Below are 26,079 nucleotides of genomic sequence, written 5' to 3' on the forward strand. Positions count from 1 at the left end.
CCTAACACCAGGGCACCAGCCAAATAAATCCAGCCCGACATGCCTGTGACGAAAGGCAGCAAACTGACCGCCAGTAACATCAGGGTGTAGAGCAGAATGTGCAGTTCGGTGAATTTATTGCCGTGGGTGACCGGCAACATGGGTATGCCGGCTTTGGCGTATTCTTCCTTGCGGTGAATGGCCAGGGCCCAAAAGTGCGGCGGGGTCCAGGCGAAAATAATCAGAACCAGTAGCAGCGCATGGCCTTCTACCTGGCCCGTTACTGCTGTCCAGCCCAGTAACGGCGGCATGGCGCCGGCGAGGCCACCAATGGTGATGTTCTGTGGCGTTGCCCGCTTCAGGAACAGAGTGTAAACCCCGGCATAACCTACCAGCGAAGCCAAAGTCAGCCATGCTGTCAGGTGGTTTACCTGCCACATCAGCACGAACATGCCCACACTGGCCAGCAGCGTGGCAAAGGTAATCGCTTCTACTGCAGAGATTTTGCCTGTAGCCACCGGGCGCTTGCGGGTGCGGGCCATAACGGTATCGATCTTCTGGTCGACCACGTGATTAACCACAGCGGCGGCGCCGGCAAGGAAGGCAATACCCATGTTGCCCCAGATGAGCACACCCAGATCGGGTAAGCCAGAGGTGGCCAGTAGCATGCCGATGACCGACGTGAGGATCATCAAGGCCACAACGTTGGGCTTGGTTAACTCCAGATAATCCCGCCAGGAAATACCGCGTGCAAATCGTCTGGATACTTGCTCAGCCGGCAGTGTGTCCACTTGCTCAGTCATGCCGTAACCTCCTGATGCATTGTTGTTGTGTGTGTTGCTATTGAAGCCTGAGGCTGTGGCAGCAAATGGTGCCGCCAAATCAGATAAATCACCGACAACAGCAACCCGGCGCCGACGGCGTTATGAGCCACTGCAACCGGTAGCGGAATATGAAGCAGAACGTTGGCAAGCCCCAGAGTAATCTGCGCCACCAGTAACGAGGCGACCAGCTTTACAGGACCGTGCAACTCCCGGTTGTGTCCTCTACGCCAGATCAACGCCAATAAAATGCCAAAGTAACCCAGTGAGGCCAGAGCGCCCATTCTATGGGTTACGTGTATCGCTACCCGGCCATCAGCGGTGAGCTGGCCGCCAAGATAGTTGGGGCCAACATGTTGCGTAATATCAAAGCCATGCTGAAAATCCATACCGTCTGGCCACCACTGGCCCTGACAGGTTGGCAAATCGGTACAGGCAACAGCGGCATAGTTTGCGGCTGTCCAGGCGCCCAGGGCAATCTGCAGAATAATGAGGAGCAAGCCGCCGTATAGCCAGGGGCGAAGCCTGGCCAGACCAGGCGAGGCGGTGGGCTTGGGCTGTGCCTGTGGTGCTGAACCTTTAGTAACATTGGCAGACGCCGCCTGCGCGGCTGAGAACTTGCGTAGCCGGAGCGCTAGCAAGGTGAGCAGGCTAACCGTGGTAAATCCTCCGAGAAGGTGCAGAGCCACAACCTGGGGCCAAAGCTTCAGAGTAACGGTCCACATGCCGAAGGCACCCTGAAGCAGAATAAACCCGGCAATAAAAAGTGGCAGTATGAAAGGTACACCGCTGCGGCGCTGTTTCACCGCAGCCGCTGCCAACCCGAATACCACCAGCCCCAGGGTACTGGCGGCGTATCGATGTATCATCTCTGGCCAGCCTTTGGCGACGTCCACTGGCGTATCCGGAAACCGGGCATTGGCGATGGCAATGTGCGTCTCGCTCTGGGGCACGGAAATAAAACCGTAGCACCCGGGCCAGTCCGGGCAACCCAGCCCGGCATCCACCAGCCGTGTCCAGGCGCCAAGCATAATAACCACAAAGGCCAGCACCACTGAGAGTGTTGCCCAGCACAGCATTACCTTTGCCCTTGGCTGGCTGTCGACAGGCCGATGGTTCAAGAGGACTCCTCCGGGCTGACCCTCAGCCTACCAGTGACAGTTTGAGCAGGTGCTTCAAATCCTTGAGCATATCCTTGCCAGAATTTTCCGGACCGTAATGCATCATTACATTACCGAACGGGTCGATAAGCATAATGCGCGGTTCTTTTTCCGGATTAATACCCGCGGGCCAAGCCGGCGTTGAGCCAGGGGCTGGCACCAGCCGCTCCATCAACCGGTATTCCGTAGGCCAGCGCGCAGCCAGATCACCAGTAATGCTGCCCAGCACGGCGGCCCGGGATACCCGGTTGGCGTTTTTACCCAGCGCAATATTGGCTTGCCGCGCCAGATAAAGCAGCTCTTCGCAGCGACTCTCACATGCTCCGGCGGCAACGAGCAATTGCCATTGGGGCTCCGCCTCGCTCACATTGAAGCGGTCTGCAAATGGCTCACCCGAGAGTGTTTCAAGGTGTAGATCCGCAGCCGGCACCGCGGGTTCAATCAACGTTCCCTGGTTGGTATGACCGGCCGGATTCAGCCAGCCGGTATAGAACATTACGGTGGCCAGAATCATCGGCCCAAAGCCAAAGGCTAATAGTAAAAAAGCCGTACGTCGGCCCTTGCGTGCTTGCTCTGGCGTAGGGCCGCCTGTCTCTTCGCTCTGTGGTATCCGGCTAGCCATCATCATTGTCATTATTGGATCCTGCCTTTCGATAACTCGCAACTACACTCAATATAGTCAGCACCACGGCAAGCGCAAACCATTGTGTTGCGTATCCGTAGTGAGTTTGCGGGCCCATAAGGTCCGGCTCCCAGTCAGCACGGTAGGCTCCCGGTTGCTCACTGCCCTGAAGCCGGATGATAGCTGCGGGCAAGTCTGCAATCTCAGCTCGTGCCATCGGCCCGGAAAGCCTCTGCACGCGCCTGGGCCAGCCTTCGCCCGTGCCAGTGTCGCCGGACAGAACCGGCGGTTCCGGGTATTGGCCTATCCGGCCGGTCAGGCTGAACACGTCGCCGGGAGCGGTGACGTCTGGTAATTCGCTTCGCATTCTTGGGGCCGCCACCCAGCCCCGGTTAACCAGAACCGGTGGGCCCTCAAGCGGGTAGAAGGCGGTTAGCACCTCATAGCCTGCCATACCATCACGGGTTCTGTTGTCCAGCAGCCAGCTATGGTCGCCATAGAGCCCTGTCACCGTCACTGGTCTACCGTTAACCAACCCGCCAGCCACCTGCTCCGGCCAGTTGAGGTTCTGTGATTCCTGCTGCCACTGATCCAGCAGAGCCTGCTTTTCTTCCGCCCGGTGCAGTTGCCAAATACCCAAGCACACCAAAAGCGGTAAAAAAGTGCCCGTAAACACCATTAACCGCCAGTCTGCATGCCATCGCCGAAGGTTTTTTTTTGCTCCTGTCATGGTCTGCTATAGTAAATCCGGCAGCACCCAAAACAAAAACCAAAGAGAGTTTTTATGCTCAAAGCCCTTATCATTATTCTTATGCTTGCCGTCATTTTCAGCCTTTTCAGCGGCCTGTTTTTCCTTATCAAGGATGGCGGAAAAACCAATCGCGTGGTGAACTCCCTGGCGGTTCGGGTCGCGCTGAGTGTGCTGCTGCTGATCGTCATTCTTCTGTCGCTATGGCAAGGGAGCCTGACACTGCACCCGACTCCCTGATCACAGCCCCTTGCTGCCTCAAATGACATACACAAACACAAACAGCCCAAGCCATACCACATCAACAAAGTGCCAGTACCAGGAGGTTGCCTCAAACCCGAAATGGCTGTCTGCGGTGAAATGCCCCTTGTGGATGCGTATCAGCATAATGATCAGCATTAACGTGCCCAACATTACGTGAACACCGTGAAACCCTGTGAGCATGAAAAACGTAGTGCCGTAAATGCCCGATTGAAGCGTTAGATTCAGCTCCTGATACGCGTGCACATACTCTTCTGCCTGAAAAAACAGGAACACAAGCGCCAGCAATATGGTGGCGCCAAGCCATATTTTCGTTTTTTTGCGGTTATCAGCTTTCAGTCCATGATGAGCAACCGTTATGGTAAATGACGAAGTCACCAGGAGTATGGTGTTAACCAGCGGCAGACCCCAGGCGCCAATCACCGATTCCGGCGCCGGAAAGGCCTCAGGATCCGGGTTCGTAATCAAAGGCCAGGTTGCCTGAAACCCCTCCCAGAGCATGTTAGAGCTGCCACGGTCGCCTTCCCCTCCAAGCCAGGGCACAGCAAACACGCGGGCATAAAAAAGCGCGCCGAAAAAGGCGGCAAAAAACATGATTTCCGAGAAAATAAACCAGCTCATCCCCCAACGGAACGAGCGGTCCATTTGTGGGCTGTAAAGTCCGCCACGGCTTTCTCTGATAACACTGCCAAACCAGCCAAAAAGCATGTAAATCATGATCAGAATACCGGCTGAAAATATCATCCAGCCGCCAGTTGTGCTTTCGGCCTGGTTACCGGCAACCATAATGGTGGCTGCCCCAAACAGGGTTACCCCCAAGCCCACAGTAGCCACAATGGGCCACTTGCTCTGTTCGGGAACGTAATAGGTCTGAAAGTCCGCCATAGCACTCTCCGATGGCTTATCCATTATCGTTTGTTGTTGTGTTTTGTACCGCAGCCTGCGGCTCTCCCTGATCATAAAGGGTATAGGACAATGTCAGCTTGGTGATGTAATCGGGAAGATCCGGGTCGACAATGAAGACCAGCGGCATTTCCGTGTTCTGCCCGGCAGGCAGCGGCTGCTGGTTAAAGCAAAAACATTCTGTTTTATGGAAATACAACGTGCCCTCGGATGGCGAAAGGCTTGGCACCGCCTGCCCCACCATATCCCGGCCGGTTGGATTTTCAGCATAGAAATTTACAGTGGTAGGCTCACCCGGGTGCACCTCAACGCTGCGATTGACAGGCCGGAATACCCAAGGCATGTCCGGCCCGTTTTGCGCCAGAAACTGAACCTTAACGGTACGGTTCATGTCTGCAGCCGAGGTTTCAGTGGCTTCATAGCGACCATTGGTCTTGCCATTAATGCCTGTGATATCACAAAAAACGTCATACAGAGGCACCAACGCAAAACCGAAGGCAAACATTCCGGCCACGCCGGCAAGACACCAGCCTATAACCCGCACATTGCTGCGCGGCGAATCGGGTTTGTTTACCGGCTGCTTAGCCATTTTAACCTGCCTCCTATTTCACATCTGGTGGCGTAGTAAATGTGTGGTAAGGCGCCGGGGAAGGTATTTCCCACTCAAGCCCATGGGCACCTTCCCAGGGCCGGGCAGGTGCTTTTTCACCGCCTCTGGCACACTTCACAACAATAAACAGGAACAACAACTGAGTAGAACCAAACATGAAGGCCCCGATGCTCGATACCATATTGAAGTCGGCAAACTGCAGAGCGTAATCCGGAATACGACGGGGCATCCCCGCAAGCCCCAGGAAGTGCATGGGGAAGAAGGCCAGATTCATGCCGATGAACGATAACCAGAAATGGGTTTTGGCCAGGGTTTCATCGTACATGTGGCCTGTCCATTTCGGCAGCCAGTAGTAGGCCGATGCAAAGATGCCAAAAATAGCGCCGGGCACCAGCACATAATGGAAGTGCCCCACCACAAAGTAGGTATCGTGATACTGGAAGTCGGCCGGAGCAATGGCCAACATCAGGCCGGAGAAGCCGCCAATACTAAACAGAATCACAAAGGCGATGGCAAACAGCATGGGCGTTTCGAACGTAAGCGCCCCCCGGAACATGGTAGCCACCCAGTTAAACACCTTCACCCCCGTGGGCACGGCAATCAGAAGCGTGGCGTACATGAAGAACAACTGCCCGGCAACAGGCACCCCAACCGTAAACATATGGTGGGCCCAAACCAGGAATGAGAGCAGGCCAATGGCACCGGTCGCATAAACCATCGAGGCATAACCAAACAACGGCTTACGGGCAAACGTGGGAATAATTTGGGAGATCGCCCCAAAGGCCGGGAGGATCATTATATAAACCTCCGGATGCCCGAAAAACCAGAACACGTGCTGGAACAGTACCGGGTCGCCGCCACCTGCGGCGTTGAAGAAGCTGGTGCCAAAGTTAATGTCCATCAGCATCATGGTTAACACACCGGCCAGCACTGGCATTACGGCGATCAACAGAAAAGCCGTAATCAACCAGGTCCAGACAAACATGGGCATTTTCATCAGGGTCATGCCCGGTGCCCGCATGTTAAGCACCGTGGCGATCACGTTGATCGCACCCATAATCGATGACACACCCGCAATATGGATCGCAAAAATAAAGAAGGTTGTACTCGGTGGCCCGTAGGTGGTCGACAGAGGCGCATAGAAGGTCCAGCCAAAGTTGGGCCCACCACCGGACATAAACAGCGTTGAAAGCAGAATCAGGAAGGCACAGGGCAGCAACCAGAAGCTCCAGTTGTTCATTCGTGGTAAAGCCATGTCTGGCGCGCCAATCATCAGCGGTATCATCCAGTTAGCCAGCCCGACAAACGCCGGCATAACGGCACCGAAGACCATAAGCAAGCCGTGCATGGTGGTCATCTGGTTGAAAAACTCCGGCTGCACGATTTGCAGCCCTGGCTGGAACAGCTCTGCCCGAATAACCATCGCCATGGTCCCGCCAAGCAGGAACATGGTGAAACTGAATATCAGGTACATGGTCCCGATATCCTTGTGGTTCGTGGTTAGCAGCCAGCGGCTGAAGCCGCGAGCCGGCCCGTGATGTTGATCCTGTGCGTGGGTACCTGCAACCGCACTCATGAAAACCCCCGTTACCGCCAATATTTGTGGCTGGTGATAGCTGTTATCCGGCGTTGATTACTGTTCGCTCTTGTAATCGAAGATTTCTTTGGGTGTGACCATATCACCCACATTATTGCCCCAGGCGTTCCGCTCGTAGGTAATAATGGCCGCAAGGTCGGCTTCATTCAGCTGGCTGCCAAAAGCCTGCATCGCGGTACCGGATACACCATTCACCACAACATCGAGGTGGGCGGTCATGTCTCCGGTTGCTATGGCGCTGCCTTTAAGCGCCGGGAAGGCCGGCGGTGCGCCACTACCATCTTCCTGGTGACAGGCCGCACAATTGCTGGCGTAGGCTTTTTCGCCGCGCGCCATCAATTCTTCCATTGACCAGTCTTTCTCGGTCAACTCGCGCTCTTTCTCGGCCGCCGCTTTCTGCTCCTCAACCCAGGCGTTGTATTCCTCTTCCGGAACAGCCTTTACAACCACCGGCATAAAGCCATGATTCTTACCGCACAATTCAGCGCACTGGCCACGATAGATGCCGGGCTCGTCCACCCGGGTCCAGGCTTCGTTGATAAAGCCGGGAATCGCGTCTTTCTTGAAGCCAAAGGCAGGCACCCACCAGGAATGGATCACGTCATTGGCTGTCAGCAGGAAACGGATCTTTTTGCCCACAGGGACAACCATCATGTTGTCGACTTCAAGCAAATAATTTTCGCCTTTCGCCTGAAGGTTGTTGATCTGATCCGGCGGCGTGGTGGTGTTGGAGAAATAGCCGAAATCTTCGTTGATGTATTCGTATTGCCACTTCCACTGATAGCCGGTCACCTTGATATCGATATCCGACTCAGTGGTGTCGTACATATCTATCAGGGTTGCGGTGGCAGGAATCGCCATGATGACAAGAATAACAAGCGGTATGAGCGTCCACAGAACCTCAACCATCGTATTCTCATGAAAGTTGGCAGGTTTCACACCCCTGGACTTGCGGTGGGCAAAAATAGACCAGAACATGACCCCGAATACCACGACACCTATGGCAACGCAGATCCAGAAAATGGTCATGTGAAGGTCGAATATATCGTTACTGGTACCGGTTACCCCGGGGGTCATGTTTACCGCCCAGTCCGCCAGGGACAGAGCGGGGAACGACAAACCGCCTAACAGGGCACCTGCCCGCTGAGCGTGCACGCGCATACTGTGTCTCCACAGAGTGTTATTCTTGTCGGATTTCGCGCAATCCCTCTACCCTCAACCGGCGCTCGCATTCACTGGAAGAGGTCAGAGTGAAAGCCTGCTTACAGATACATCAACATCGAGTATAGACACAGATCACCAAAATACTAAAAATCCCATTAAACCCAAAACGACTAAAAACCAGAAAATTTATAAACAGGTAGAATATGACATTCAAACTGTCGGTCACAGACCGGCGCCTATGGGCTCTGGCGTGGCCTTTAATGCTCACCAATTTGACGGTTCCCCTGTTGGGGCTCGTGGACACGGCTGTGCTTGGCCACCTGAAGAGCCCGGAATACCTTGGCGCAGTGGCCGTTGGCGCTAACCTGTTTACCATTTTGTACTGGAGCTTTGGCTTTATGCGCATGGGTACAACAGGGCTTGCCGCCCAGGCCTGGGGCAAGCGCGATAGCTTTAGCCAGGTTGCCCTGCTGCTACGCTCGGTGATGCTGGCAGTGGGCATTGGTCTGTTGCTCATTTTGTGCCATCAGCCTTTGATAAACATAGGGTTGACGCTAATGAATCCCAGCCCGGGTGTAACCGAACTTGCCGCTGAATACGCGACCATAAGAATCTGGAGCGCCCCAGCCGTGCTGTGCCAGTACACGCTGGTGGGCTGGCTGATCGGCACGCAGTACGCACGGGGGCCAATGGTCATGTTAATCGTCGCCAACGGCCTGAATATTGTTTTGGATATAGTGTTTGTAACGGTGCTGGGCTGGAATAGCCGAGGCGTAGCTATCGCCACAGTCATCGCTGAATATGGCGCTGCCATCATTGGTTTTGCCATTGTGCTGCGCCGCATGCCCGACGGACAGCGGCTCACCCGGGCATTGTTCGGAACCCTTGCGGACTATTTGGCCATTCTGCAGGTAAACCGCTACATCATGGTTCGTACCATCGCTTTGCTGCTGGTGCTGGCATTCTTTACAGCCCAGGGGGCCCGTCAGGGAGACACTATATTGGCGGCCAATGCGGTGCTGATTACCTTTTTACTACTCATTTCCAATGCTCTGGACGGCTTTGCCAATGCCGCCGAAGCCCTGATTGGTGAAGCCGTGGGCAGGGACAGCAAACGGCGGTTCCTTGTGGTATTCCGCTGCGCGCTGCGCTGGTCTCTCTGGGGGTCGCTGCTGCTCACTATCCTGTTTGTTTTCGGTGGCCGCAGCCTGATTGCAATGCTGACCGGTATTGAACAGGTGCGAACCACTGCCTGGCAATACCTGCCCTGGTTATGGCTGCTGCCTTTCGCCTCAGTATGGGGGTTTTTGTTCGATGGGGTCTTTATTGGTGCTACACGCACCAAGGATATGCAAAACACCATGCTGTTTTCGGCCCTGGGCGTTTTCGCACCTGTGTGGTGGCTGACCACAGGCTGGGGCAACCACGGGCTTTGGCTTTCGCTTATATGCCTTATGCTTGCGCGCGCTGGCAGTATGGGCTGGTTGTGCTGGTCGTACACCCGTAACGACCGATGGTTCACCCCCTGATAATCCGGAGACAATTGTTAACAATATCTGACAATCGAGAAATCACAGCTCGCCAAATCTCGTCTACACTTGTCAGAAAAGGCGGGCGCCTCGCAGTAGTGAGCAAATTTAATCTGCGGCGGCTTAATTGCCCAGTTACTTATTGCCCGTTACAGGAGGCGCCTTGCGACCTCAATTTGTTCAAACATCGGCATGGCCTCGCATGACTCCACAGGCTGTCCTAGAGATCATTGACCACGCGCGACGCAAGGAGGCCCGCTCGGGTACCTTTTTAAGGCAGTTGCATGAAAAAGCCGCTGCGTTGCCCTCTGCCGTCACGATTAATGGGTACCAGCCTGCCTCCTGTCTGTTTCAGTTCGCCATCGAATACATTGAAATGGCCCCCAGGCTTATAGAGTGCGTAGATGCCTGTGCCCGAGGGGCCGGCACAGCGCAGCTATTTGATCCCTTTGTAAAAGCCGCGATCGGCTACTTCACTGAGCCTTCCACGTTTCTGGTACACCACGATGGCCTGGATGGACTTTTGATTCGCGCTTATTTATGCCACCGCCTGATGGAAGAAATGCACGAGAATAACCACTCCATCAGAAACGGCGGGCTCGTCGATATGGAAGCCACTCGTGCCAATTTGCTGGTCCATGAGCTTATTGGCGAACCCTTCGCAAACGAACTGGACGACTCAATCACCGTTACGGTGCTGCAGATTGCAGGCACTCCGGATTATTACGAGCTGAATCTCGATCCATTCGTTGAGCAGGTAAACAACGATGCCTGGAATTGGATGCGAAACTACTGGGAGAACCTGCTGGTCCGCAACCATATTCGCTTTTCCCTGGGTTCTGGTCTGTCCTGACCTTTCTCTGGAAGGCTCTGCGCAATCATAAGGTCCACTGTTATAATGAGAAAACAAACCGTTTTTCTGTTGGCTGGGTATCTGCTGTCGGCCCCCTTGCAGTCAGAAGAGCTAACAGTAAAATTACAACTTGCGAACGGCACAGACGCTTTGACCGGCGCGGTGGTGTACCTTAATGACGGGAGCCAAGCGCCCCCCCGTGCAGGCAAAAGTGGTTCAAAAAGACCGCATGTTCCATCCTCACGTGCTCATTTTGCCCACTGGTTCCAGCGTTAACTTCCCCAACCGGGACAACACCCAACACCACGTTTACTCATTCTCGCCGGCAAAGCCCTTTAACCTTGAGCTCTACGCCGGTCAGCCTGAAGCGCCAGTCTTGTTTGATCAACCAGGTATCGTGGAGCTTGGCTGCAATATTCACGATCACATGCAGGCTTTTATTGTATTGGCTGACACCCGCGCCATTGGCCAAACCGATGAGCAGGGCGAGGTAACACTCGCGCTGGATTTTGGCGTGGCTCAAATACCCAGCACGCTGAGCCTGAATATCTGGCACCCCCGCCTGCCGGACAACACCAGGCCGGTGGTTCGGGAGATCCGTTCTACCGCCCTCACAAACGCTACTATCGAAACCATCAATATTGAGCTGGTGCCAGAAACACGCCATGAAAACCCAATGGATCATCTCCAGAAACGCTTCCGGGAACTTTGATGGCTCGCCTGACTTACCGTATAGGATTCCGCGGCCGTCTGGTTACCGCTATGGTTGCTCTGGTTGCCCTGGTAAGCCTGCTGATTGGCGCGCTTTTGATGGTTTACCTGTTCGAGGATGAAAAACTTCGGGCCCTGGAACAGCTCAATATCGCTGAGCGCCTGACCAATGACATCATTCACCGTCGCACCGACCTTGAGCTCTCGCGGTTGAATGTCGTGGTTCGCGACTTCGGCTTTCGCTCTGCCATCGCCAGCCGCGACCCGGGAACCCTCAACAGTGCCCTGGAAAATCACAGCGCGCGCGCCGGGGCAGATTTTGCACTGCTTTTAGACCGCCAAGGTAAACTGCTCGCCTCTACATTAGCTCACAGCGTTCCCGGCGTTACACCAGCACAGCTTTCAAATGCGCGAAAAAATGGCACAGACCGCTCATTGCTAACCATCGATCATCGTGGGTTTGAGATGCTTATAGTGCCGGTGGAGGCCCCTGGCTTGCGGGCGTGGTTGGCGGCTGGTTTTGAGCTGAATGAAGAACTTGCGTCTGTTATCGCTGAACTTAGCGGCAGTTCAATTATTTTTCGCACAAAGGCGGGAGATTCAGGCGAATTTGTCAGCCTTGCGGGATCTGCGGGGATCGATCAGGCATCTACACCAGTACGGCTAAGATCTACAAACAGTCAAAACTTTATCGAAAGCGCCCGCTACTTCACGCGCACGTTAAATCTTGGCACCTACAAGCAGGGCACTTTTGAAGCGCTGTTGATGATCAGCCGAGAGGCCAGCCTGCAAAATTACTACAGTCGTGCCCTGGAAATAGCCATGCTGGTAACAGCTATTATGGGGCTGGCAATAGTCTTGGCATTGCTCATGGCAAGGCACCTTGGCCGACCAGTATTGCAACTTGCCCGTTATGCACAGGCTGTGGGGCAGGGGAAAACCCCGCGCGCGCCCAACATTCACACAGGCGGCGAGCTGCGACAGCTACGAAACACGCTGCGGGATACGTTGGCTCGCCTTACCCGGCGCGAAGCAGAAATTCGCCACGCCGCTACCCATGATGAAGTGACAAAACTGGGAAACCGCAGCGCCCTGATGCATGCGGCCCACGAACATTTTAATACCGGGGTACCCTGTAGCTTGGTTGGCTTGCGGGTAAGCGACCTGTCCGACATCAACGACACCCTTGGCCTTGAGTTTGGTGACAAGGTTCTGCTTGGTCTGTCAAAGCGACTGCGCGACAAACTTCCGGATGCACACCTGATTGCGCGCACCGGTGGTGCCGAATTTCTGGCCATAGTGAGTGCCCATAGCGCCGAAGCTATAGAACAAAGGGCACAAGCCCTGCATGAAACAATAGAGTTGCCCCTGAGCATCGACAACACGCCATTTTCACTACGCTCCAACCTGATAACTCTGCAACTACCCGGCGATGCCTGTAATAAAAATGAGTTAAGACGGCGAATAAACCTGACCTTCGAGCGAGCACTGCAACACGGCTTTGCAGTCACCCGATATGAGCCTGGACAGGATGAAAGCCACTTGCGCGAGCTGAAGCTGATCGCTGATCTGCACACCGCCGTCCGCCGCGGTGACCTGCACATGAACTACCAACCCAAGCTGGATAGCCGCACCGGTGAGCTGCTTCAGGTAGAAGCACTGGTGCGCTGGATACACCCGGAGCTCGGGTTTATATCACCGGAAGAGTTCATTTTTCTGGCTGAGCAGTCGGGGCAGATTCACGGTCTGACAGATCATATCCTGCAGCGAGTTGCCAACGATGCCCGGGCCTGGTTTCAGGCAGGCCTGGAAGCTGGTGTGGCCATCAATCTTTCCGCAATGGACCTGTCTCGTCCCGGGTTGGCTGAACGTATCGCCGGCATTTTTGCCGACTGGCATCACAGCATGGAGCGGATCACCCTGGAAGTGACAGAAAGCGCCCTGATGGACGATCCCGAAGAGGCCATGGCCACACTAAACCAGCTGAGAAAACTCGGAGTAACCTTGTCTGTTGACGACTTTGGCACAGGCTATTCTTCACTGTCACAACTGCGCAAATTGCCCGTTCAGGAACTGAAAATAGATAAATCCTTTGTTTTAAAATTGCACACCGAGCCTCAAGACCAGTTGATTGTGCAATCCACGATCGACATGGCCCATGGCCTTGGCCTCAAGGTTGTCGCAGAAGGGATTGAAGATCTGGAGACCTGGAAATTACTGCAGTCCTGGGGCTGCGATCTTGGCCAGGGCTTCTATCTGAACCGGCCGGTTCCGGCCGACAGCCTTGCGCAGACTGCCGCTGCGATTGCCGAACGCCGGCAGGAGCTGGCTGACACTATGCCGGAGCAACCCTCATGACGTTATCTATCAACACTGTACACGCAAAAACGCTCGCGCCAATGCTTGCACTAGGGCTGCTTGCCACGCCTGTCGCCATGGCAGATATCGGCAGCCGCATTTGGGCCACCGGCGGCGTTACCACCATAGAGGGCAGCGCCGGCGGCGGGCTGGTGCCCTGGGCCCTGCTTGGCAGCTACGCAGAGATGAAGAATGGGGCGGTACACTGGCTGTAGGTCGCGCTGAGGTAGACGATTATACGCTTTCAGTGACCGGCGCAGGGATAAACTGGAACAACCGGGTTGAGGTGACGATTGCACGCCAAACCCTGGATCTTGATAGTCTGGTGTTTACTCTCAAAGACGGCTTTGGGCTTGAGCAGGATGAACTCAATCAAGACATCTTCGGTGTAAAAGTACGGCTGGCCGGCGATGTTCTCTACAGCCCCTGGGGGCAGTGGTCTGCTGGCGTGCAGTACAAACGACAGCGGGACTTCACCGTGCCAAACGCTATCGGAGCCAGGGACGACCGCGGCACAGATGTGTATATCTCCGGCTCCAAGGTGTTTTTTGCCGCCGTATTTGGCCGCAATCTGCTGGTGAACGCCACTGCACGGGGTACCCGCGCCAACCAGGGCGGGCTTCTGGGTTTCGGTGGCGACCGCAATAATGGTTACGAAGTGATGGCTGAAGTCGGCGCCGGCGTGTTTATAAACCGGCAGTGGTTAGTCGGTGCCGAGTACCGTCAGAAACCAGACAACCTGAGCTTCGCCCGTGAAGGCGACTGGTGGGATATGTTTGTTGCCTGGGTGCCCGACCGGCGCCTTGCGGTAACCGCCGCGTTCGTTAACCTTGGCGATGTCGCCGGGCTAACGGATCAGCAGGGTGCTTATCTGTCGCTGCAGGGGAGCTTCTAACCATGAATCTGCGCTCAATGAAGCCATATCTGGCCATATTGATGGTTACGGTGGGTTTGGCACTGGGTGGTAGCCAAAGCTTACAAAGCCCGCCGGATAACAGCCTGTACCTGCAACTGGGAGAGCGGGAAGGCATCGCCAACGTGGTGGAGGATATGCTTTACCTCATCGTGGAGGACGAACGCATTAACCATCAATTCAAGGGCATCAATGTTGCACAGTTCCATGGCAATCTGACGGATCAGTTGTGTGAGCTCAGCGGTGGCCCTTGCCAGTATTCCGGCCGCGACATGCGTGAACTCCACGCGGCAATGAACATCACCAACACCCAGTTTAACGCGCTGGCAGAAAACCTTATTCTTGCCATGGAAGAAAACCAGGTACCCACCGGCGCACAAAACCGGCTGATCAAGCATCTGTTGCCCCTGTACCCGGACATTCGCCATTTTTAAACCACGGAGAAAACAAAGATGACTGAGAGCAAACACCCTGTCCGTCCGGGCCGTTATCAACACTACAAAGGGCAGGATTACGAGGTACTCGGCACCGCCAGGCACAGCGAAACCGAGGAAGAACTGGTGGTTTACCGTTGCCTTTACGGCGATCACAGCTTGTGGGTGCGCCCGCTCAGTATGTTTCGGGAAAACGTAACCGTGGCGGGAGAACAGGTTCCGCGTTTCGCGCGTATCGACAAAGATTAACAGTTGCACAAGCACTTTGACTCAGCTGGCTAATTCCTGCACATTACCGCATTTTCATGATGCCAGCCTTCAAAAGAAGGCCGGATAACGCTAACGCCACACCCGGAGTTTCCCCATGAATGCCGTTGTTGCCGCGGTACTGATCATGCTCGTCATGAGCCTGGCCCGCATCCACGTTGTTGTTGCCCTTATTGTAGGCGCCGTCTCCGGCGGCCTGATCGCAGGATTATCTCTCGAAGCCACCATTGACGCGTTCAACAACGGCCTTGGTGGCGGCGCCACCGTTGCTCTGTCCTACGCCACCCTGGGTGCCTTTGCTGTGGCTATTGGCAAGTCTGGCCTGGCCCACGCGCTGGCAGACAAAACCCTGGCCATGGTGGGACAGCAGGACAACAGCGCTGCGGCCAAGGGCGTGCGTTATATGATTATCGGCGTACTGGTGCTGATCGCCCTGTCGTCACAAAACATTCTGCCCATCCATATTGCATTCATACCGCTGGTGGTGCCACCCATGTTGTATGTAATGGCGAAACTGAAAATGGATCGCCGGCTGGTAGCCTGTGCGCTCACCTTTGGTCTGATTACACCCTACATGTTTCTGCCTATCGGATTTGGCGGTATTTATCTGAACGAAATCCTGATGGCCAAAATCAGCGCCAACGGTGGCGCCACTGAAGGCCTGAGTGTGATGAGGGCCATGGCCCTGCCAGCCCTGGGTATGCTCTGCGGCCTGCTGATTGCTATTTTTATTACCTATCGTGGCAATCGTGAGTACGATCTTGAGGCCATTACCCGCACCGAGCGGGTGAACGTGTCCTATAGCCCGGGCACTCTGATCATGGCGCTAGTGGCCATTGTGGTCGCCTTTGTGGTTCAGTTGTGGCTGGGATCGATGATTCTGGGTGCGCTGGCGGGTTTCCTGCTATTCAACCTCTCCGGGGTGGTGAAGTGGAAAGAAGCAGACGACCTGTTTACCGAAGGCATGAAGATGCTGGCGATGATCGGTTTCATTATGATCACCGCATCCGGTTTTGCCGAAGTGATGCGCGAAACCGGCGAAATCGCCACACTGGTACAAAGCTCTGTTGACGTGATTGGTAATAACAAGCCTATGGCGGCGCTGCTGATGCTGCTGGTAGGTCTGATGATTACTCTGGGCATTGGCTCGTCTTTCTCGACCATCCCCATCATAGCGGCCCTGTATGTGCCCCTGGCTCTGGAAATGGGCTTCAGCTCCATGGCCATTGTCGCTTTGGTCGGCACCGCCGGCGCATTGGGTGATGCCGGCTCCCCAGCCTCTGACTCCACCCTCGGCCCCACCGCCGGCCTGAACGTAGACGGCCAGCACAACCACATCTGGGATTCTGTGGTGCCCACGTTCTTGCACTATAACCTGCCACTGCTCGGGTTTGGGTGGTTGGCGGCTATGGTTCTCTGATTTGGGAGTTGCCTTCTTTTCTCGTAGCCTGCTGGTTTTGGGGGCTACGAGGTCACGGGGGCCTTTTCTTCTGGAAAAAAGCAACTCGCTGCGCTCAGACATCTTTTTCCGCCAGAAAAGGCCCCCGCACCCTCTGAGCGAACCGTGCAGATATCGCCGCGGCATCGACCCCACCAATCCGGCAGACTACAGTCTTTAATCTTTAGTCCTCAGGCCCAGCCTTAAAGAAAACAACCTGCTTAACCGTATGATCATCCTCGTTATCACGGGTATTAACCCGCGTATCCAGCTCAGGGTTGGTGGGCTGCTCCGCATCTGAAACAGCATCGGTAAAACCGCAGGCCACACACTCGCGAATCTGCTCATCAGAATCGTCGGTGAACATCATGATTTTGTCCATCTCCGCACAGCGTGGGCAGATGGCACCGGCTATAAAGCGTTTCGGGGTCGCCATAACGTACCTCCAGATTAAAGCCTCCGGCAGCCATAATGGCCACCGGAGAAGGTTGGATCAGGCCGCGTCGTCCGTGATGCCGGTCTGTTTCAGTAAAGCGCCTACTTCAGGCTCGCGGCCACGGAAAGCTTTGAACAACTCCATAGGCTCCTGCGACCCGCCTTTCTCCAGAATGTTCTGCAAGAAGGCCCGCCCGGTTTCTGAATCAAAGATGCCGTTTTCTTCAAACAACGAGAAAGCATCTGCGGCCAACACCTCAGCCCACTTGTAGCTGTAATAGCCCGCGGCATATCCGCCGGCGAAGATGTGGGAGAACGCGTTGGGGAAGCGGTTGAACTCCGGACCCTCCACCACGGCAATGTCTTCACGCACTTTGCGGTGCATGGCCAGTGGATTGGTGGGCGCCTCTTCGGTGAATTCCGCATGCAGGCGGAAATCGAACAGGGAGAATTCCAGTTGGCGCACCATCGCCATGCCGGACTGGAAGTTTTTCGCTGCCAGTAGCTTCTGCAACAAATCTTCCGGTAATGGCTCGCCGGTTTCATGGTGGCTGGCAATCAGCGCCAGGGATTCAGGATTCCAGCACCAGTTTTCCAGGAACTGGCTGGGCAGTTCTACCGCATCCCAGGCCACACCGTTGATGCCAGACACTTCCGCCACGTCCACCTGGGTCAGCATGTGGTGCAGCCCGTGGCCGAATTCGTGGAACAACGTGGTTACTTCATCGTGGGTGAGCAGCGACGGCTTGCCGTTCACCGGTGGCGTGAAATTGCAGGTCAGGAAGGCCACGGGCAATTGCAGCGTGCCACGCTGATTGCGCCAGCGCACCCGGCAATCGGCCATCCAGGCACCACCGCGCTTACCTTGACGGGCAAACAGGTCAAAGTAGAACCAGGCGATAGGCTCACCATCGCGGCTGATGCAGTAGGCGGTGGCGTCTTCGTGCCAGGTTTCTACCTCTGGCTTTGCTTCTATCTGCACATCGAACAGCTTTTCGGCAACCCGGAACAGGCCCGGTACCACTTTATTCACAGGGAACCAGGGGCGCAGGGTTTCCGGTGAGATGTCGTAGCGCTGCTGGCGCAGCTTTTCGCTATAGTAGCCTACGTCCCAGGTTTTCAGGTCGTCGAGGGCGTGTTCGTCTTTGGCGAAGGCTTTTAGCTCGGCAAACTCTTTTTCCGCCACCGGCTTGGATTTGGCCGCCAGTTGGTTGAGAAAGCCCAGAACTTCATCGGTATCCCGGGCCATTTTGGTGGCCAGCGAGCTTTGCGCATAATTGTCGAAGCCCAGCAATTTGGCCTGGGCGTGGCGGCGCTTGAGAATCTCGGCCATCACTTGGGTGTTGTCCCAGGTGCCGGCATCCGGGCCTACGTCAGAGGCGCGGGTGACAAACGCCTCGTAAACTTCGTGGCGCAGTTCGCGGTTGTCGCAATAGGTCATCACCGGGAAGAAGCTGGGAAAGTCCAGGGTAATCACGTAGCCATCCAGTTCTTTCTGGCTAGCTGCCTGCTTTGCGCCTTCGATGGCGCTTTCCGGTATGCCGGCCAGCTCTTCCACATTGGTGATGTGTTTGAACCAGTTTTCAGTGGCGTCCAGTACGTTTTCACTGAAGCTGTTGGTCAATTCTGCCAGCTCACGGGAGAGAGCTGCATACTGCTGTTTCTGCTCGTCGGGCAGGTCGACGCCGCCAAGGTGAAAGTCTCTCAGGGTGTTATCCACAGACTTTCGCTGGGCTTCGCTTAGGTCTTTGAAATCCTCCCGGGCGGCCAGCTTTTTGTAGGCGTCGCACAGGGCGGAGTTTTGGCTGAGTTCAGTGCTGTATTCCGTCAGTTTTTCCAGGCAGTTTTTGTAGACTTTGCGCAGATCGTCGCTGTTCATCACGCCGTTGAGGTGCGAAATAACCGACCAGGCATTGTTGAGTTTGTCTTCCAGCGACTGCATGGGCTGGGCCAGGGTATCCCAGGTAGGGTCTTCGTTCTGGGCCAGGCTGGCGATTTTCACGCGATTCTCGCTGAGAATCTGGTCTATGGCCGTTTCCATGTGCTCGGTGCGCACATGATCAAATTTTGGCAGCAAATCATCAGTCAGTAACGGGTTATTCATGGATGCCCTTCTCAGCTGTTCAAATGTCAGGTAGCTTTATTGATATCAAACTTTGGGGGAAAGGCAGCTATGCAGGAGGTTGTTCCAAAACACGCTCCTTGCGGCACATCCATGTGACGCTTGGGCTCCGCCATCCATGGCTCCGCACAGTTTTGGAACAACCTCCTGCATAGCTGCCCCCGACTCCAGAGTTAATGCAACTAAGGTATATGTAATGACGAATATACGCTCTCACAAGGGTACCACGCCAAGTTTCGGAGAACGCGCTCTGGTGGATGCCAGTGCTGTGGTCATCGGAGATGTTCAAACCGGCGACGATTGCTCCATCTGGCCAATGACGGTGGTGCGTGGCGACATGCACAAAATCCGTATTGGCGATCGCTGCAGCATTCAGGACGGCTCGGTGCTGCATATCACCCATGCCAGCGATTATAACCCCGGAGGCTATCCGCTGATTATTGGCGATGATGTCACTGTCGGGCATAAAGCCCTGTTGCACGGCTGTACTGTGGGTAGTCGGGTGTTGGTAGGTATGGGGTGCATTATTATGGATGGCGCCGTGGTGGAAGATGAGGTAATTGTTGCGGCCGGTTGTTTGGTGCCACCGGGGAAAACCCTGGAATCCGGGCACCTTTATGTGGGTTCGCCGTGTAAGAAGGCACGGGCCTTGTCGGAAAACGAGCGTACGTTTTTCAAATATACAGCGGCCAACTACGTCAAGCTCAAAGACGAATATCTGGCCGAACCGGGCTGATCATAAGGGCAACCAACATGAACCGGGGGGCGCGGGAAATTCAGGGCAGGATTTCTACCGGTAGATCTCCCGTTGAAATAGCATCATCGCACTCGGGGTCGCGTATGGCGATTTCTACCCGGCGGTTCAGGGCCCGGTTTTCAGGGGTGTCGTTTGGGGCGAGGGCGTTGGTTTCCGCGCGGCCGGCAGCAACGACACGCTCTGCAGGCACCTTTCGGTTCAGCACGAGTTCATGCACGACTGATACCGCCCGGGCTGCGGAGAGATCCCAGTTGGAGCGGTATCGGCTGCTGGAAATAGGGCGGTCGTCTGTGTAACCGGAAACCAACACGTCGCCGGTGCAGCCAGCCAACACGCCCACTACCCGTTCGATAATGGGGATCATTTCCGGTTTGATAGACGCCTGGCCAGAACGGAAGGTGGCTTCTTCGGAGAACCGGATCACCACTTTGTTTTGGTCGTAGTTAACACTCAAAGCACCCGAAGCCACTTCAGTTTCCAGTTCGCTGATCATTCGGCGAGTCAAATCCAGCACACCGCCCGGGATAACCGTGGTTTCCGTTTCTGGCGCCCGTTCATCGATGAATTCGGGCTCTCGGGCCTGTGTCTCCGTAGGCTCTGGCAGGGAGACCGTGTCTGACTCCACCAGGGTGATCGGCGAACCGCCAATGCTATCGCCCAGTACGTTGGCGGAACCAAAAGCCACGGACATGGAATTGGCCATGGCTTTGTATTTTTCGATATCCATTTCTGCGAAAGACAACAGCAGAATAAAAAACGTCAACAGCAGGGTGGCCAGATCGGCAAACGTCACGATCCACGCAGGCGTTTGGTTTTTCTGTCTGGGCTTTTTGCTGTTACGGGGTTGCTGCAACGCGTCAGCCCTCCCGCTCCGGCGTCAGCCCTGTGCGCTGATCCGGCGTTACAAATGACGAGAGCATTTCGGTCATCACCCGTGGGTTTTCACCGCGCATGATGTTACGGATGGAGGTAACGATCAGTACCTGATTGCGGCTTTCGTCTTCCGCTTTCAGCTGCAGCTTGTCGGCCAGGGGCAGGGCAATTAACTGGGCAATAAACGCGCCGTAAAGAGTTGTTAACAGGGCAACCGCCATGGCCGGGCCGATGGAAGACGGATCGTCCAGCGAGTTTAGCATCTGTACCAGGCCTACCAACGTTCCCAGCATGCCAATTGCCGGCGCAGACTCACCAATGCCCCGGAATACCCGCTCGGCCACTTCATAACGTTCAGCCATCTGCTGGGACTCCTGAGCCAGAGCCTCCTCAACCAGTTCAGGGGGGTGGCCATCCACGCATAAATTAATTGCCTTCTGGAGGAATTCGTTGCTGGTTTGGTGGTTTTCCAGCCCCAGCACACCCTCTTTGCGCACGACTAAAGCCAGCGCCCCCGCTTCACGAATAAGCTCCGCCGGCCGGTCGACCTTGTCGGTAAATGCCGAGCTCATGGCCAGTCGAAACGCGCTGGTAACCGAGGACAAGCGGAACTTTATGAGCGTGACCGCAAATGTGCCGCCCAAAACAATCGCCAGACCGGGAAGGTTGAGGAAGGTCAGAAGCGAGGCATTTGCCAGCATCGCCAGGATAACGATCAAAATACCGGCGACAAGCCCTACGAGGGTAAGAATGTCCATGCACAGCCCTTACAGAAAGTCCCTTACGGATTGTTGTTTTGGAGAATGAGCCGCCCAAGGCGCCCTGTCTCAACCGTTACGCATCGCATCAATAACCGTTACTGTTTCCGGGCGCACACCCCGCCATACCTGGAAGGATTCGGCCGCTTGTTCAATCAGCATCCCCAGGCCATCAAACACGTGTATGGCCCCGTTATCCAAAGCCCACTGGTTAAATGGCGTTGTGTGTGAAGCGTACATCATGTCGTACACCACTGTGTCTGCCGTGATCACATTTGCGCAAAGGGGGGGTAAATCGCCCTGCAAACTGGCGCTGGTGCCGTTGATAATCAGATCAAACGGCTGATCCGGCTCTTCAAATCCACAGGCGCTCAATGTGGCGGTGCCGGCCTCATCTGCGAACAGTGTAGCCAGTGCTTCTGCTTTGGCCACCGTGCGGTTTGCGATCGTTAAACTGGCAGGATGCTGTTCAAGCATGGGGCTCAAAATGCCACGTACAGCGCCACCGGACCCCAAAACCAGTATTCTGGCACCTTTTAACCGCACGCCATGATTGCTCAGCAAGTCCCGAGCCAGCCCATGGCCGTCGGTGTTGTCGGCGACCAACTTGCTTTCATTGTTTTGATACAAGGTATTCGCGGCACCGGCTTTTTCAGCTCTCGCGGTTCGGCAATCCGCCAGCTCCCAAGCTTGCTCTTTGAAGGGGACCGTGACGTTCAGGCCTTTACCCCCGCCCTCAAAAAACTGGCGAACCGTTACCGCAAAACCGTCCAGAGGCGCTTGAATCGCTGTGTACTCAATCGGCTCGCCAGTCTGCTGAGCAAACTGGCTGTGAATTTTCGGCGATTTGCTGTGATTTATCGGGTGGCCCACCACCGCGTAAAGCTCATTACTCATGACATACCCCACTTACTGCCCGTCGTCGGCCAGCCAATCGCGCCCGGTTAAAAAATGCTCCGTCAGGCGGGCTTCTTCGCTACCCGCTTCCGGTACCCGGCTGTAATCCCACCTTACTAAAGGCGGCAATGACATCAATATGGATTCTGTGCGCCCGCCAGACTGCAAACCGAACAAAGTGCCCCGGTCATACACCAGATTAAACTCCACATACCGGCCACGGCGGTAGAGCTGAAAATCCCGTTCGCGCTCGCCGAAGGCAAGGCCCATGCGGCGCCGAACAATGGGTTCATACGCCTCAATGTAACTGTCGCCCACGGACTTCATCAGCCCGAAATCCTGCTCGAAATCACCGGTATTGTGGTCGTCGAAGAAAAGCCCGCCCACACCTCGCGGTTCGTCCCGGTGCTTCAGGTAAAAGTAATCGTCACACCAGTCTTTATAGCGCCGATAGGTATCTTCGCCAAACGATGCGCAGGCATTCCTGGCGGTCTTGTGCCAGTGCACGCAATCTTCGTCAAAGCCGTAATAGGGCGTCAGGTCGTAGCCGCCGCCAAACCAGTAAACCGGTTGGCCATCTTTCGGCGTGGCAATAAAAAATCGGACGTTGGCGTGGGAAGTGGGGACATAAGGGTTGTTCGGGTGAATCACCAGGGAGACACCCATGGCCTGCCAGGGAGCGCCCGCCAGGTGGGGGCGGTGGGCGGTGGCAGACGCCGGCATGGTGTCGCCCATTACATGGGAGAAATTAACCCCCCCTTTTTCAAACACCCGGCCATCGCTGATCACGCGGCTTACTCCGCCGCCGCCCTCTGGCCGATCCCAGGCATCACGCACAAGCTTTGCGCCGCCTTCCAGCGCTTCCAGGCGCTGGCATATGGTGTCTTGCAGGCCAAGCAGGTACTGCTTAACGGCATTACTATCCGGTTGCTGTGGCATGAGTTCTCCTAACGAAGCTGTTTACCGCTCACAATATCAATGATGTGACTGGGTTTCTGGCTGCCGCCAAGCGCACCCGGCACAATTTGATCGAGTTGATCACCAAAATAGTCGACAACCTGCCGTGCATTAAGCGCTGGCTCTTGCCCGGCGGGGTTGCAGGACGTGGAAACCAAAGGCATGCCCGTGGTTTCACACAGCGCCTTGACCACCGGGTGTTCGCTGACTCTGACCGCAATCGTGTTGTGATCACCACGCACCCAATCGGGAATCTGTTTGTTCACATCTGGCAGCAGGCAGGTAACAGGGCCGGGCCAATGGCTAAGGGCTTCTTGGTAAAGCTTTTCCGGTAGGAGATCCAGCAGAAAATGAACCTGCGCCACAGACGACGCAACCAAAATCATTCCTTTTTCCACAGGCCGGTTCTTGAGCGTGAGAATGCGCGTAACCGCCGAAAGATTCCATGGGTCGCACCCCAACCCCCAGACAGCCTCCGTGGGGTAGGCGATAACCCCGCCACGCAAGATCACACTACGAGCCAGCTGTAACTGTTGGTCGTCTAAGGAACTGGGCTCAGGCAATTTTTTGGAAACCTCCGGGGGCAGAACTTACCAACCCTTCAAGTTCAAGAATTAGAAGAGACTGAACAAGCTGATCGGCCGGCAGGCCGGTTGCTGAGCACAGTGCATCGGTTGACTGGGGATCATACCCTAATGCCTTGAACACCGCGATTTCTCTGCTGTTAAGCGTATCCATCCGGCCAGCTACCGGCTGTGCCATACCTGTGCGTGCGGCGCCCGGATCTGGCAAGCTGCAACCAGCCGGGAACGACCAGGCTGTACCCAATTCTTCCAGAATATCGTCTACCCGATCAACCAGGCGGGCGCCCTGCTTGATCAAATCGTGGCAGCCTCGCGCCACCGGGCTGTGAATGGAGCCGGGAATCGCAAAAACCTCACGCCCCTGCTCCAGTGCCAAGCGAGCTGTAATCAGGGAGCCACTTTTAAGGCCGGCCTCTACCACCAGAATACCGCGGCTCAAACCGCTGATAATGCGGTTGCGTTGAGGGAAGTGCGCAGCTCTTGCTGGCGTCCCCGGCGGGTATTCAGAGATCATCAGGCCATAGTCGATTACCCTCTGGCCTAGCCGGCGATGCTGGTTCGGGTAAATGCGATCAAGACCACACCCAATCACTGCAATGGTAGCGTGGCCCGCATCCAGTGCCCCCGCATGGGCCGCACCATCTACACCCAGGGCCAGCCCACTGGTTATCAGCAAACCGCGCTTGCTCAACTCTGCTGCAAAACGGCGAGCATGATCAAGCCCGGCCGGTGTGGCATTGCGACTGCCAATAATGCCAACCTGGTCCCGGCTCAACAAACCGGTATCACCCCGGGAATACAGCACCAGTGGTGCATCGTGAATGTGTCGAAGGGCTTCCGGGTAATGAGGGTGCTGCCAGCTGACTATTTCTATTGCGTGTCGCTCGCAGTCCGTCAAAATCTGCCGAACGGCGTTGACTACCGCATTGCTTTCATCCCGACGCTGCCAGGCAAGAATGGCTGCTACGGCCTCGCCGTTCAGGCCATAGGCCTTGAGCGTTGCGGGGTTTTTGGTGAAAAGATCCGTGAGATCGGGAATGGATACGAGCAAGGCTCGCCGCCGGGTGCGCCCAAATTTTGGCAAACAGGTAAGAAACAGCCACTGCGCAGAGCGAGAGGAAAACACAGCATCATCCTTGTAAACAACAAAGCCGGGCCTTCCTGGCCCGGCTTTTGATTAGCCAACTATGTGATCAGGGGTTGGTCACCTTATCGCCAACCGCCAGCGGGCGTGTTGCCTGCAGGATCAAGCCATAGCTCATTTTTTCGTAAACCTGGAATACCATCAGCAAGCCAGCCCGCTCGGAAGGCAACTCAACGGTTTCTTTGGTGATAGGGTCGCGTACCATATTTCCGCTTTTGAGGATAGCCATCACATTGCCGGCTTCTATCCCTTCACGACCGCCAAGGTTCAGAGCCACCACGTTATACTGGCCAATCTGGGTAACGCCGCTATCCACAGAGATCATTTTGCCTTCCACCTGATTGTCAGGGGAGCTAGGCATAAAGCTGGTGGTTAAGCGCCGGTCTTCGTTAACCAGCAAGCGATCACCAATGCGCACTTCTTCACTGGAGCTTGTCAGATCTACCGTCAGAACATCGCCATGTTCGGCAGACACATCACCGCGGGCAATGCTGCGCGCTTCCAGGCCGAGAAATTCGTCGGTATCCGGGTCCACAAATTCCTTGCTGCGACGGAACACACCCACTTTATCGGCGGGCTTTGTGCCACGGGCATACACCCGGTCGCCAGCACCGATAATGATGCGGCCGTCTTCGCCTTCCAGAATATACGGCGCTTCATTGATCAGCTCGGGGCTGACAATGCGGGTATCCGTCAAAAAGCTACTGATCGCATCCAGCGGAATGGCCGGTATTGGCGTATCAATCCGCTCAGAGCGTACCTTTGGTGACAGCTTTACTACACCATTGTCAGACTTCACCTTGGTAATACGGGGTTTTCCATCGATATAAACCAGAGCAAGACGATCGCCCGGATAAATCAAATGTGGGTTGGACACCTGCGGGTTAACGTGCCAGATCTCTGGCCAGTACCACGGGTCACTCAAAAAACGCCCTGAAATATCCCAGAGAGTATCACCCTTCACAACAGTGTACCGCTCAGGATGATCAGACCGCAGTTCTGGTGCAGCCTGAGCCCACGAGGTTAATAGCAGCGTAGTGGCCGCCAGAGCGTACAGCAGTTTCCTCATTGTCTAAGTCCTTGATCGCGTGCCTTGATTCTATGCATTCAGGTAAGGATGCAGTCAGTTGCCTGCAGCTTATTACGTTGTCATGCCGGATACTATAGAAGAAGTCTCGCAAATT

26 protein-coding genes and 1 pseudogene are annotated in these 26,079 nt (G+C 55.4%); 10 read left to right on the forward strand and 17 right to left on the reverse strand.

The window, feature by feature from the left end:
* From cyoE to ACTHYN_RS10990, 4 genes are all read right to left on the reverse strand, one after another.
* On the reverse strand, positions 1–782 hold a 782-nt coding region (gene cyoE, locus ACTHYN_RS10975), incomplete at its 3' end, for a heme o synthase (protein ID WP_441812496.1).
* Entirely contained in the window at positions 779–1,879 is a 1,101-nt protein-coding gene (locus ACTHYN_RS10980; RefSeq protein WP_441812536.1) for a COX15/CtaA family protein, read from the reverse strand. The genes cyoE and ACTHYN_RS10980, both read right to left, overlap by 4 nt.
* A 64-nt stretch (positions 1,880–1,943) precedes the next feature.
* Positions 1,944–2,594, reverse strand: coding sequence for a hypothetical protein (locus ACTHYN_RS10985; RefSeq protein ID WP_441812497.1), 651 nt, complete (start codon positions 2,592–2,594; stop codon positions 1,944–1,946).
* The gene (locus ACTHYN_RS10990) at positions 2,575–3,312 is read right to left on the reverse strand and encodes an SURF1 family protein (protein ID WP_441812498.1); all 738 of its coding nucleotides are present in this window, start codon (positions 3,310–3,312) and stop codon (positions 2,575–2,577) included. Before ACTHYN_RS10990 ends, ACTHYN_RS10985 begins: the two co-directional genes overlap by 20 nt.
* 54 nt (positions 3,313–3,366) lie before the next feature.
* On the opposite strand from ACTHYN_RS10990, the gene ACTHYN_RS10995 reads away from it, so the two are divergent.
* Positions 3,367–3,570, forward strand: coding sequence for a twin transmembrane helix small protein (locus tag ACTHYN_RS10995; protein ID WP_441812499.1), 204 nt, complete (start codon positions 3,367–3,369; stop codon positions 3,568–3,570).
* 18 nt (positions 3,571–3,588) lie between these two features.
* Here ACTHYN_RS10995 and ACTHYN_RS11000 read toward each other — a convergent pair whose 3' ends face one another.
* The 4 genes from ACTHYN_RS11000 to coxB are packed head-to-tail and all read right to left on the reverse strand — an operon-like array spanning position 3,589 to position 7,862.
* Positions 3,589–4,476 (reverse strand): cytochrome c oxidase subunit 3, encoded by an 888-nt coding sequence (locus tag ACTHYN_RS11000; RefSeq protein WP_441812500.1) that lies wholly within the window; start codon positions 4,474–4,476, stop codon positions 3,589–3,591.
* A gap of 16 nt (positions 4,477–4,492) precedes the next feature.
* A complete protein-coding gene (locus ACTHYN_RS11005; protein ID WP_441812501.1) occupies positions 4,493–5,083 on the reverse strand; it encodes a cytochrome c oxidase assembly protein in 591 nt (196 codons plus the stop codon).
* 13 nt (positions 5,084–5,096) lie between these two features.
* Entirely contained in the window at positions 5,097–6,680 is a 1,584-nt protein-coding gene (ctaD, locus tag ACTHYN_RS11010; RefSeq protein ID WP_441812502.1) for a cytochrome c oxidase subunit I, read from the reverse strand.
* Positions 6,681–6,737: 57 nt separating this feature from the next.
* Positions 6,738–7,862 (reverse strand): cytochrome c oxidase subunit II, encoded by a 1,125-nt coding sequence (coxB, locus tag ACTHYN_RS11015; protein WP_441812503.1) that lies wholly within the window; start codon positions 7,860–7,862, stop codon positions 6,738–6,740.
* Positions 7,863–8,068: 206 nt separating this feature from the next.
* Between coxB and ACTHYN_RS11020 the strand changes: the two genes are divergently transcribed.
* From ACTHYN_RS11020 to ACTHYN_RS11055, 8 genes and pseudogenes are all read left to right on the forward strand, one after another.
* Positions 8,069–9,394: an MATE family efflux transporter gene (locus tag ACTHYN_RS11020; protein ID WP_441812504.1), complete on the forward strand. Its 1,326-nt coding sequence runs from the start codon at positions 8,069–8,071 to the stop codon at positions 9,392–9,394.
* A 202-nt stretch (positions 9,395–9,596) separates the two neighbouring features.
* Entirely contained in the window at positions 9,597–10,247 is a 651-nt protein-coding gene (locus ACTHYN_RS11025; RefSeq protein WP_441812505.1) for a hypothetical protein, read from the forward strand.
* Positions 10,248–10,422: 175 nt separating this feature from the next.
* Positions 10,423–10,959, forward strand: a complete 537-nt coding sequence (locus ACTHYN_RS11030) for a methylamine utilization protein (RefSeq protein ID WP_441812506.1) — start codon at positions 10,423–10,425, stop codon at positions 10,957–10,959.
* Positions 10,959–13,316, forward strand: a complete 2,358-nt coding sequence (locus tag ACTHYN_RS11035; RefSeq protein WP_441812507.1) for a putative bifunctional diguanylate cyclase/phosphodiesterase — start codon at positions 10,959–10,961, stop codon at positions 13,314–13,316. Before ACTHYN_RS11030 ends, ACTHYN_RS11035 begins: the two co-directional genes overlap by 1 nt.
* Positions 13,313–14,211: pseudogene (locus ACTHYN_RS11040) on the forward strand (DUF3034 family protein). Before ACTHYN_RS11035 ends, ACTHYN_RS11040 begins: the two are co-directional and overlap by 4 nt.
* A gap of 2 nt (positions 14,212–14,213) precedes the next feature.
* Positions 14,214–14,663 carry a group I truncated hemoglobin gene (locus ACTHYN_RS11045; RefSeq protein WP_441812508.1) on the forward strand — a complete coding sequence of 150 codons (450 nt, stop codon included), beginning with the start codon at positions 14,214–14,216 and terminating at the stop codon, positions 14,661–14,663.
* 18 nt (positions 14,664–14,681) lie between these two features.
* A complete protein-coding gene (locus ACTHYN_RS11050) occupies positions 14,682–14,912 on the forward strand; it encodes a DUF1653 domain-containing protein (protein WP_441812509.1) in 231 nt (76 codons plus the stop codon).
* Positions 14,913–15,027: 115 nt separating this feature from the next.
* On the forward strand, positions 15,028–16,350 hold the full coding sequence (locus ACTHYN_RS11055) for a Na+/H+ antiporter family protein (RefSeq protein ID WP_441812510.1): 1,323 nt from the start codon (positions 15,028–15,030) through the stop codon (positions 16,348–16,350).
* A gap of 202 nt (positions 16,351–16,552) precedes the next feature.
* On the opposite strand, the gene ACTHYN_RS11060 is transcribed toward ACTHYN_RS11055, so the two are convergent.
* Both ACTHYN_RS11060 and prlC read right to left on the reverse strand, forming a co-directional pair.
* Positions 16,553–16,804: a YheV family putative zinc ribbon protein gene (locus ACTHYN_RS11060; protein ID WP_441812511.1), complete on the reverse strand. Its 252-nt coding sequence runs from the start codon at positions 16,802–16,804 to the stop codon at positions 16,553–16,555.
* A 57-nt stretch (positions 16,805–16,861) separates the two neighbouring features.
* A complete protein-coding gene (prlC, locus tag ACTHYN_RS11065) occupies positions 16,862–18,907 on the reverse strand; it encodes an oligopeptidase A (RefSeq protein WP_441812512.1) in 2,046 nt (681 codons plus the stop codon).
* A gap of 214 nt (positions 18,908–19,121) precedes the next feature.
* On the opposite strand from prlC, the gene ACTHYN_RS11070 reads away from it, so the two are divergent.
* Entirely contained in the window at positions 19,122–19,661 is a 540-nt protein-coding gene (locus ACTHYN_RS11070; RefSeq protein WP_441812513.1) for a gamma carbonic anhydrase family protein, read from the forward strand.
* A 40-nt stretch (positions 19,662–19,701) separates the two neighbouring features.
* On the opposite strand, the gene ACTHYN_RS11075 is transcribed toward ACTHYN_RS11070, so the two are convergent.
* The 7 genes from ACTHYN_RS11075 to ACTHYN_RS11105 form a co-directional block, all read right to left on the reverse strand.
* A complete protein-coding gene (locus tag ACTHYN_RS11075; RefSeq protein ID WP_441812514.1) occupies positions 19,702–20,535 on the reverse strand; it encodes a flagellar motor protein MotB in 834 nt (277 codons plus the stop codon).
* A 4-nt stretch (positions 20,536–20,539) separates the two neighbouring features.
* Positions 20,540–21,313: a MotA/TolQ/ExbB proton channel family protein gene (locus ACTHYN_RS11080; protein ID WP_441812515.1), complete on the reverse strand. Its 774-nt coding sequence runs from the start codon at positions 21,311–21,313 to the stop codon at positions 20,540–20,542.
* A gap of 69 nt (positions 21,314–21,382) precedes the next feature.
* Positions 21,383–22,210, reverse strand: a complete 828-nt coding sequence (aroE, locus tag ACTHYN_RS11085; RefSeq protein ID WP_441812516.1) for a shikimate dehydrogenase — start codon at positions 22,208–22,210, stop codon at positions 21,383–21,385.
* 12 nt (positions 22,211–22,222) lie between these two features.
* The gene (hemF, locus tag ACTHYN_RS11090; RefSeq protein WP_441812517.1) at positions 22,223–23,149 is read right to left on the reverse strand and encodes an oxygen-dependent coproporphyrinogen oxidase; all 927 of its coding nucleotides are present in this window, start codon (positions 23,147–23,149) and stop codon (positions 22,223–22,225) included.
* An 8-nt stretch (positions 23,150–23,157) separates the two neighbouring features.
* Positions 23,158–23,730, reverse strand: a complete 573-nt coding sequence (locus ACTHYN_RS11095; protein ID WP_441812518.1) for an L-threonylcarbamoyladenylate synthase — start codon at positions 23,728–23,730, stop codon at positions 23,158–23,160.
* Positions 23,723–24,877, reverse strand: coding sequence for a DNA-processing protein DprA (gene dprA / locus ACTHYN_RS11100; protein WP_441812519.1), 1,155 nt, complete (start codon positions 24,875–24,877; stop codon positions 23,723–23,725). Before dprA ends, ACTHYN_RS11095 begins: the two co-directional genes overlap by 8 nt.
* Before the next feature lie 67 nt (positions 24,878–24,944).
* The gene (locus ACTHYN_RS11105; RefSeq protein WP_441812520.1) at positions 24,945–25,964 is read right to left on the reverse strand and encodes a LysM peptidoglycan-binding domain-containing protein; all 1,020 of its coding nucleotides are present in this window, start codon (positions 25,962–25,964) and stop codon (positions 24,945–24,947) included.
* Positions 25,965–26,079 lie beyond the last annotated feature (115 nt).

The sequence above is a fragment of the Marinobacter sp. genome, from assembly GCF_052091845.1.
In the GTDB taxonomy this organism is placed as follows: Bacteria; Pseudomonadota; Gammaproteobacteria; order Pseudomonadales; family Oleiphilaceae; genus Marinobacter.

Excerpts from the sequence above, each read along its gene's own strand:
- ACTHYN_RS10980 (WP_441812536.1), bottom strand. The coding sequence starts at position 1,879 with ATGCTGTGCTGGGCAACACTCTCAGTGGTGCTGGCCTTTGTGGTTATT.
- ACTHYN_RS10985 (WP_441812497.1), bottom strand. The coding sequence starts at position 2,594 with ATGACAATGATGATGGCTAGCCGGATACCACAGAGCGAAGAGACAGGC.
- ACTHYN_RS10990 (WP_441812498.1), bottom strand. The coding sequence starts at position 3,312 with ATGACAGGAGCAAAAAAAAACCTTCGGCGATGGCATGCAGACTGGCGG.
- ACTHYN_RS10995 (WP_441812499.1), top strand. The coding sequence starts at position 3,367 with ATGCTCAAAGCCCTTATCATTATTCTTATGCTTGCCGTCATTTTCAGC.
- ACTHYN_RS11000 (WP_441812500.1), bottom strand. The coding sequence starts at position 4,476 with ATGGCGGACTTTCAGACCTATTACGTTCCCGAACAGAGCAAGTGGCCC.
- ACTHYN_RS11005 (WP_441812501.1), bottom strand. The coding sequence starts at position 5,083 with ATGGCTAAGCAGCCGGTAAACAAACCCGATTCGCCGCGCAGCAATGTG.
- ctaD (WP_441812502.1), bottom strand. The coding sequence starts at position 6,680 with ATGAGTGCGGTTGCAGGTACCCACGCACAGGATCAACATCACGGGCCG.
- coxB (WP_441812503.1), bottom strand. The coding sequence starts at position 7,862 with ATGCGCGTGCACGCTCAGCGGGCAGGTGCCCTGTTAGGCGGTTTGTCG.
- ACTHYN_RS11020 (WP_441812504.1), top strand. The coding sequence starts at position 8,069 with ATGACATTCAAACTGTCGGTCACAGACCGGCGCCTATGGGCTCTGGCG.
- ACTHYN_RS11025 (WP_441812505.1), top strand. The coding sequence starts at position 9,597 with ATGACTCCACAGGCTGTCCTAGAGATCATTGACCACGCGCGACGCAAG.
- ACTHYN_RS11030 (WP_441812506.1), top strand. The coding sequence starts at position 10,423 with ATGACGGGAGCCAAGCGCCCCCCCGTGCAGGCAAAAGTGGTTCAAAAA.
- ACTHYN_RS11035 (WP_441812507.1), top strand. The coding sequence starts at position 10,959 with ATGGCTCGCCTGACTTACCGTATAGGATTCCGCGGCCGTCTGGTTACC.
- ACTHYN_RS11045 (WP_441812508.1), top strand. The coding sequence starts at position 14,214 with ATGAATCTGCGCTCAATGAAGCCATATCTGGCCATATTGATGGTTACG.
- ACTHYN_RS11050 (WP_441812509.1), top strand. The coding sequence starts at position 14,682 with ATGACTGAGAGCAAACACCCTGTCCGTCCGGGCCGTTATCAACACTAC.
- ACTHYN_RS11055 (WP_441812510.1), top strand. The coding sequence starts at position 15,028 with ATGAATGCCGTTGTTGCCGCGGTACTGATCATGCTCGTCATGAGCCTG.
- ACTHYN_RS11060 (WP_441812511.1), bottom strand. The coding sequence starts at position 16,804 with ATGGCGACCCCGAAACGCTTTATAGCCGGTGCCATCTGCCCACGCTGT.
- prlC (WP_441812512.1), bottom strand. The coding sequence starts at position 18,907 with ATGAATAACCCGTTACTGACTGATGATTTGCTGCCAAAATTTGATCAT.
- ACTHYN_RS11070 (WP_441812513.1), top strand. The coding sequence starts at position 19,122 with ATGACGAATATACGCTCTCACAAGGGTACCACGCCAAGTTTCGGAGAA.
- ACTHYN_RS11080 (WP_441812515.1), bottom strand. The coding sequence starts at position 21,313 with ATGGACATTCTTACCCTCGTAGGGCTTGTCGCCGGTATTTTGATCGTT.
- aroE (WP_441812516.1), bottom strand. The coding sequence starts at position 22,210 with ATGAGTAATGAGCTTTACGCGGTGGTGGGCCACCCGATAAATCACAGC.
- hemF (WP_441812517.1), bottom strand. The coding sequence starts at position 23,149 with ATGCCACAGCAACCGGATAGTAATGCCGTTAAGCAGTACCTGCTTGGC.
- ACTHYN_RS11105 (WP_441812520.1), bottom strand. The coding sequence starts at position 25,964 with ATGAGGAAACTGCTGTACGCTCTGGCGGCCACTACGCTGCTATTAACC.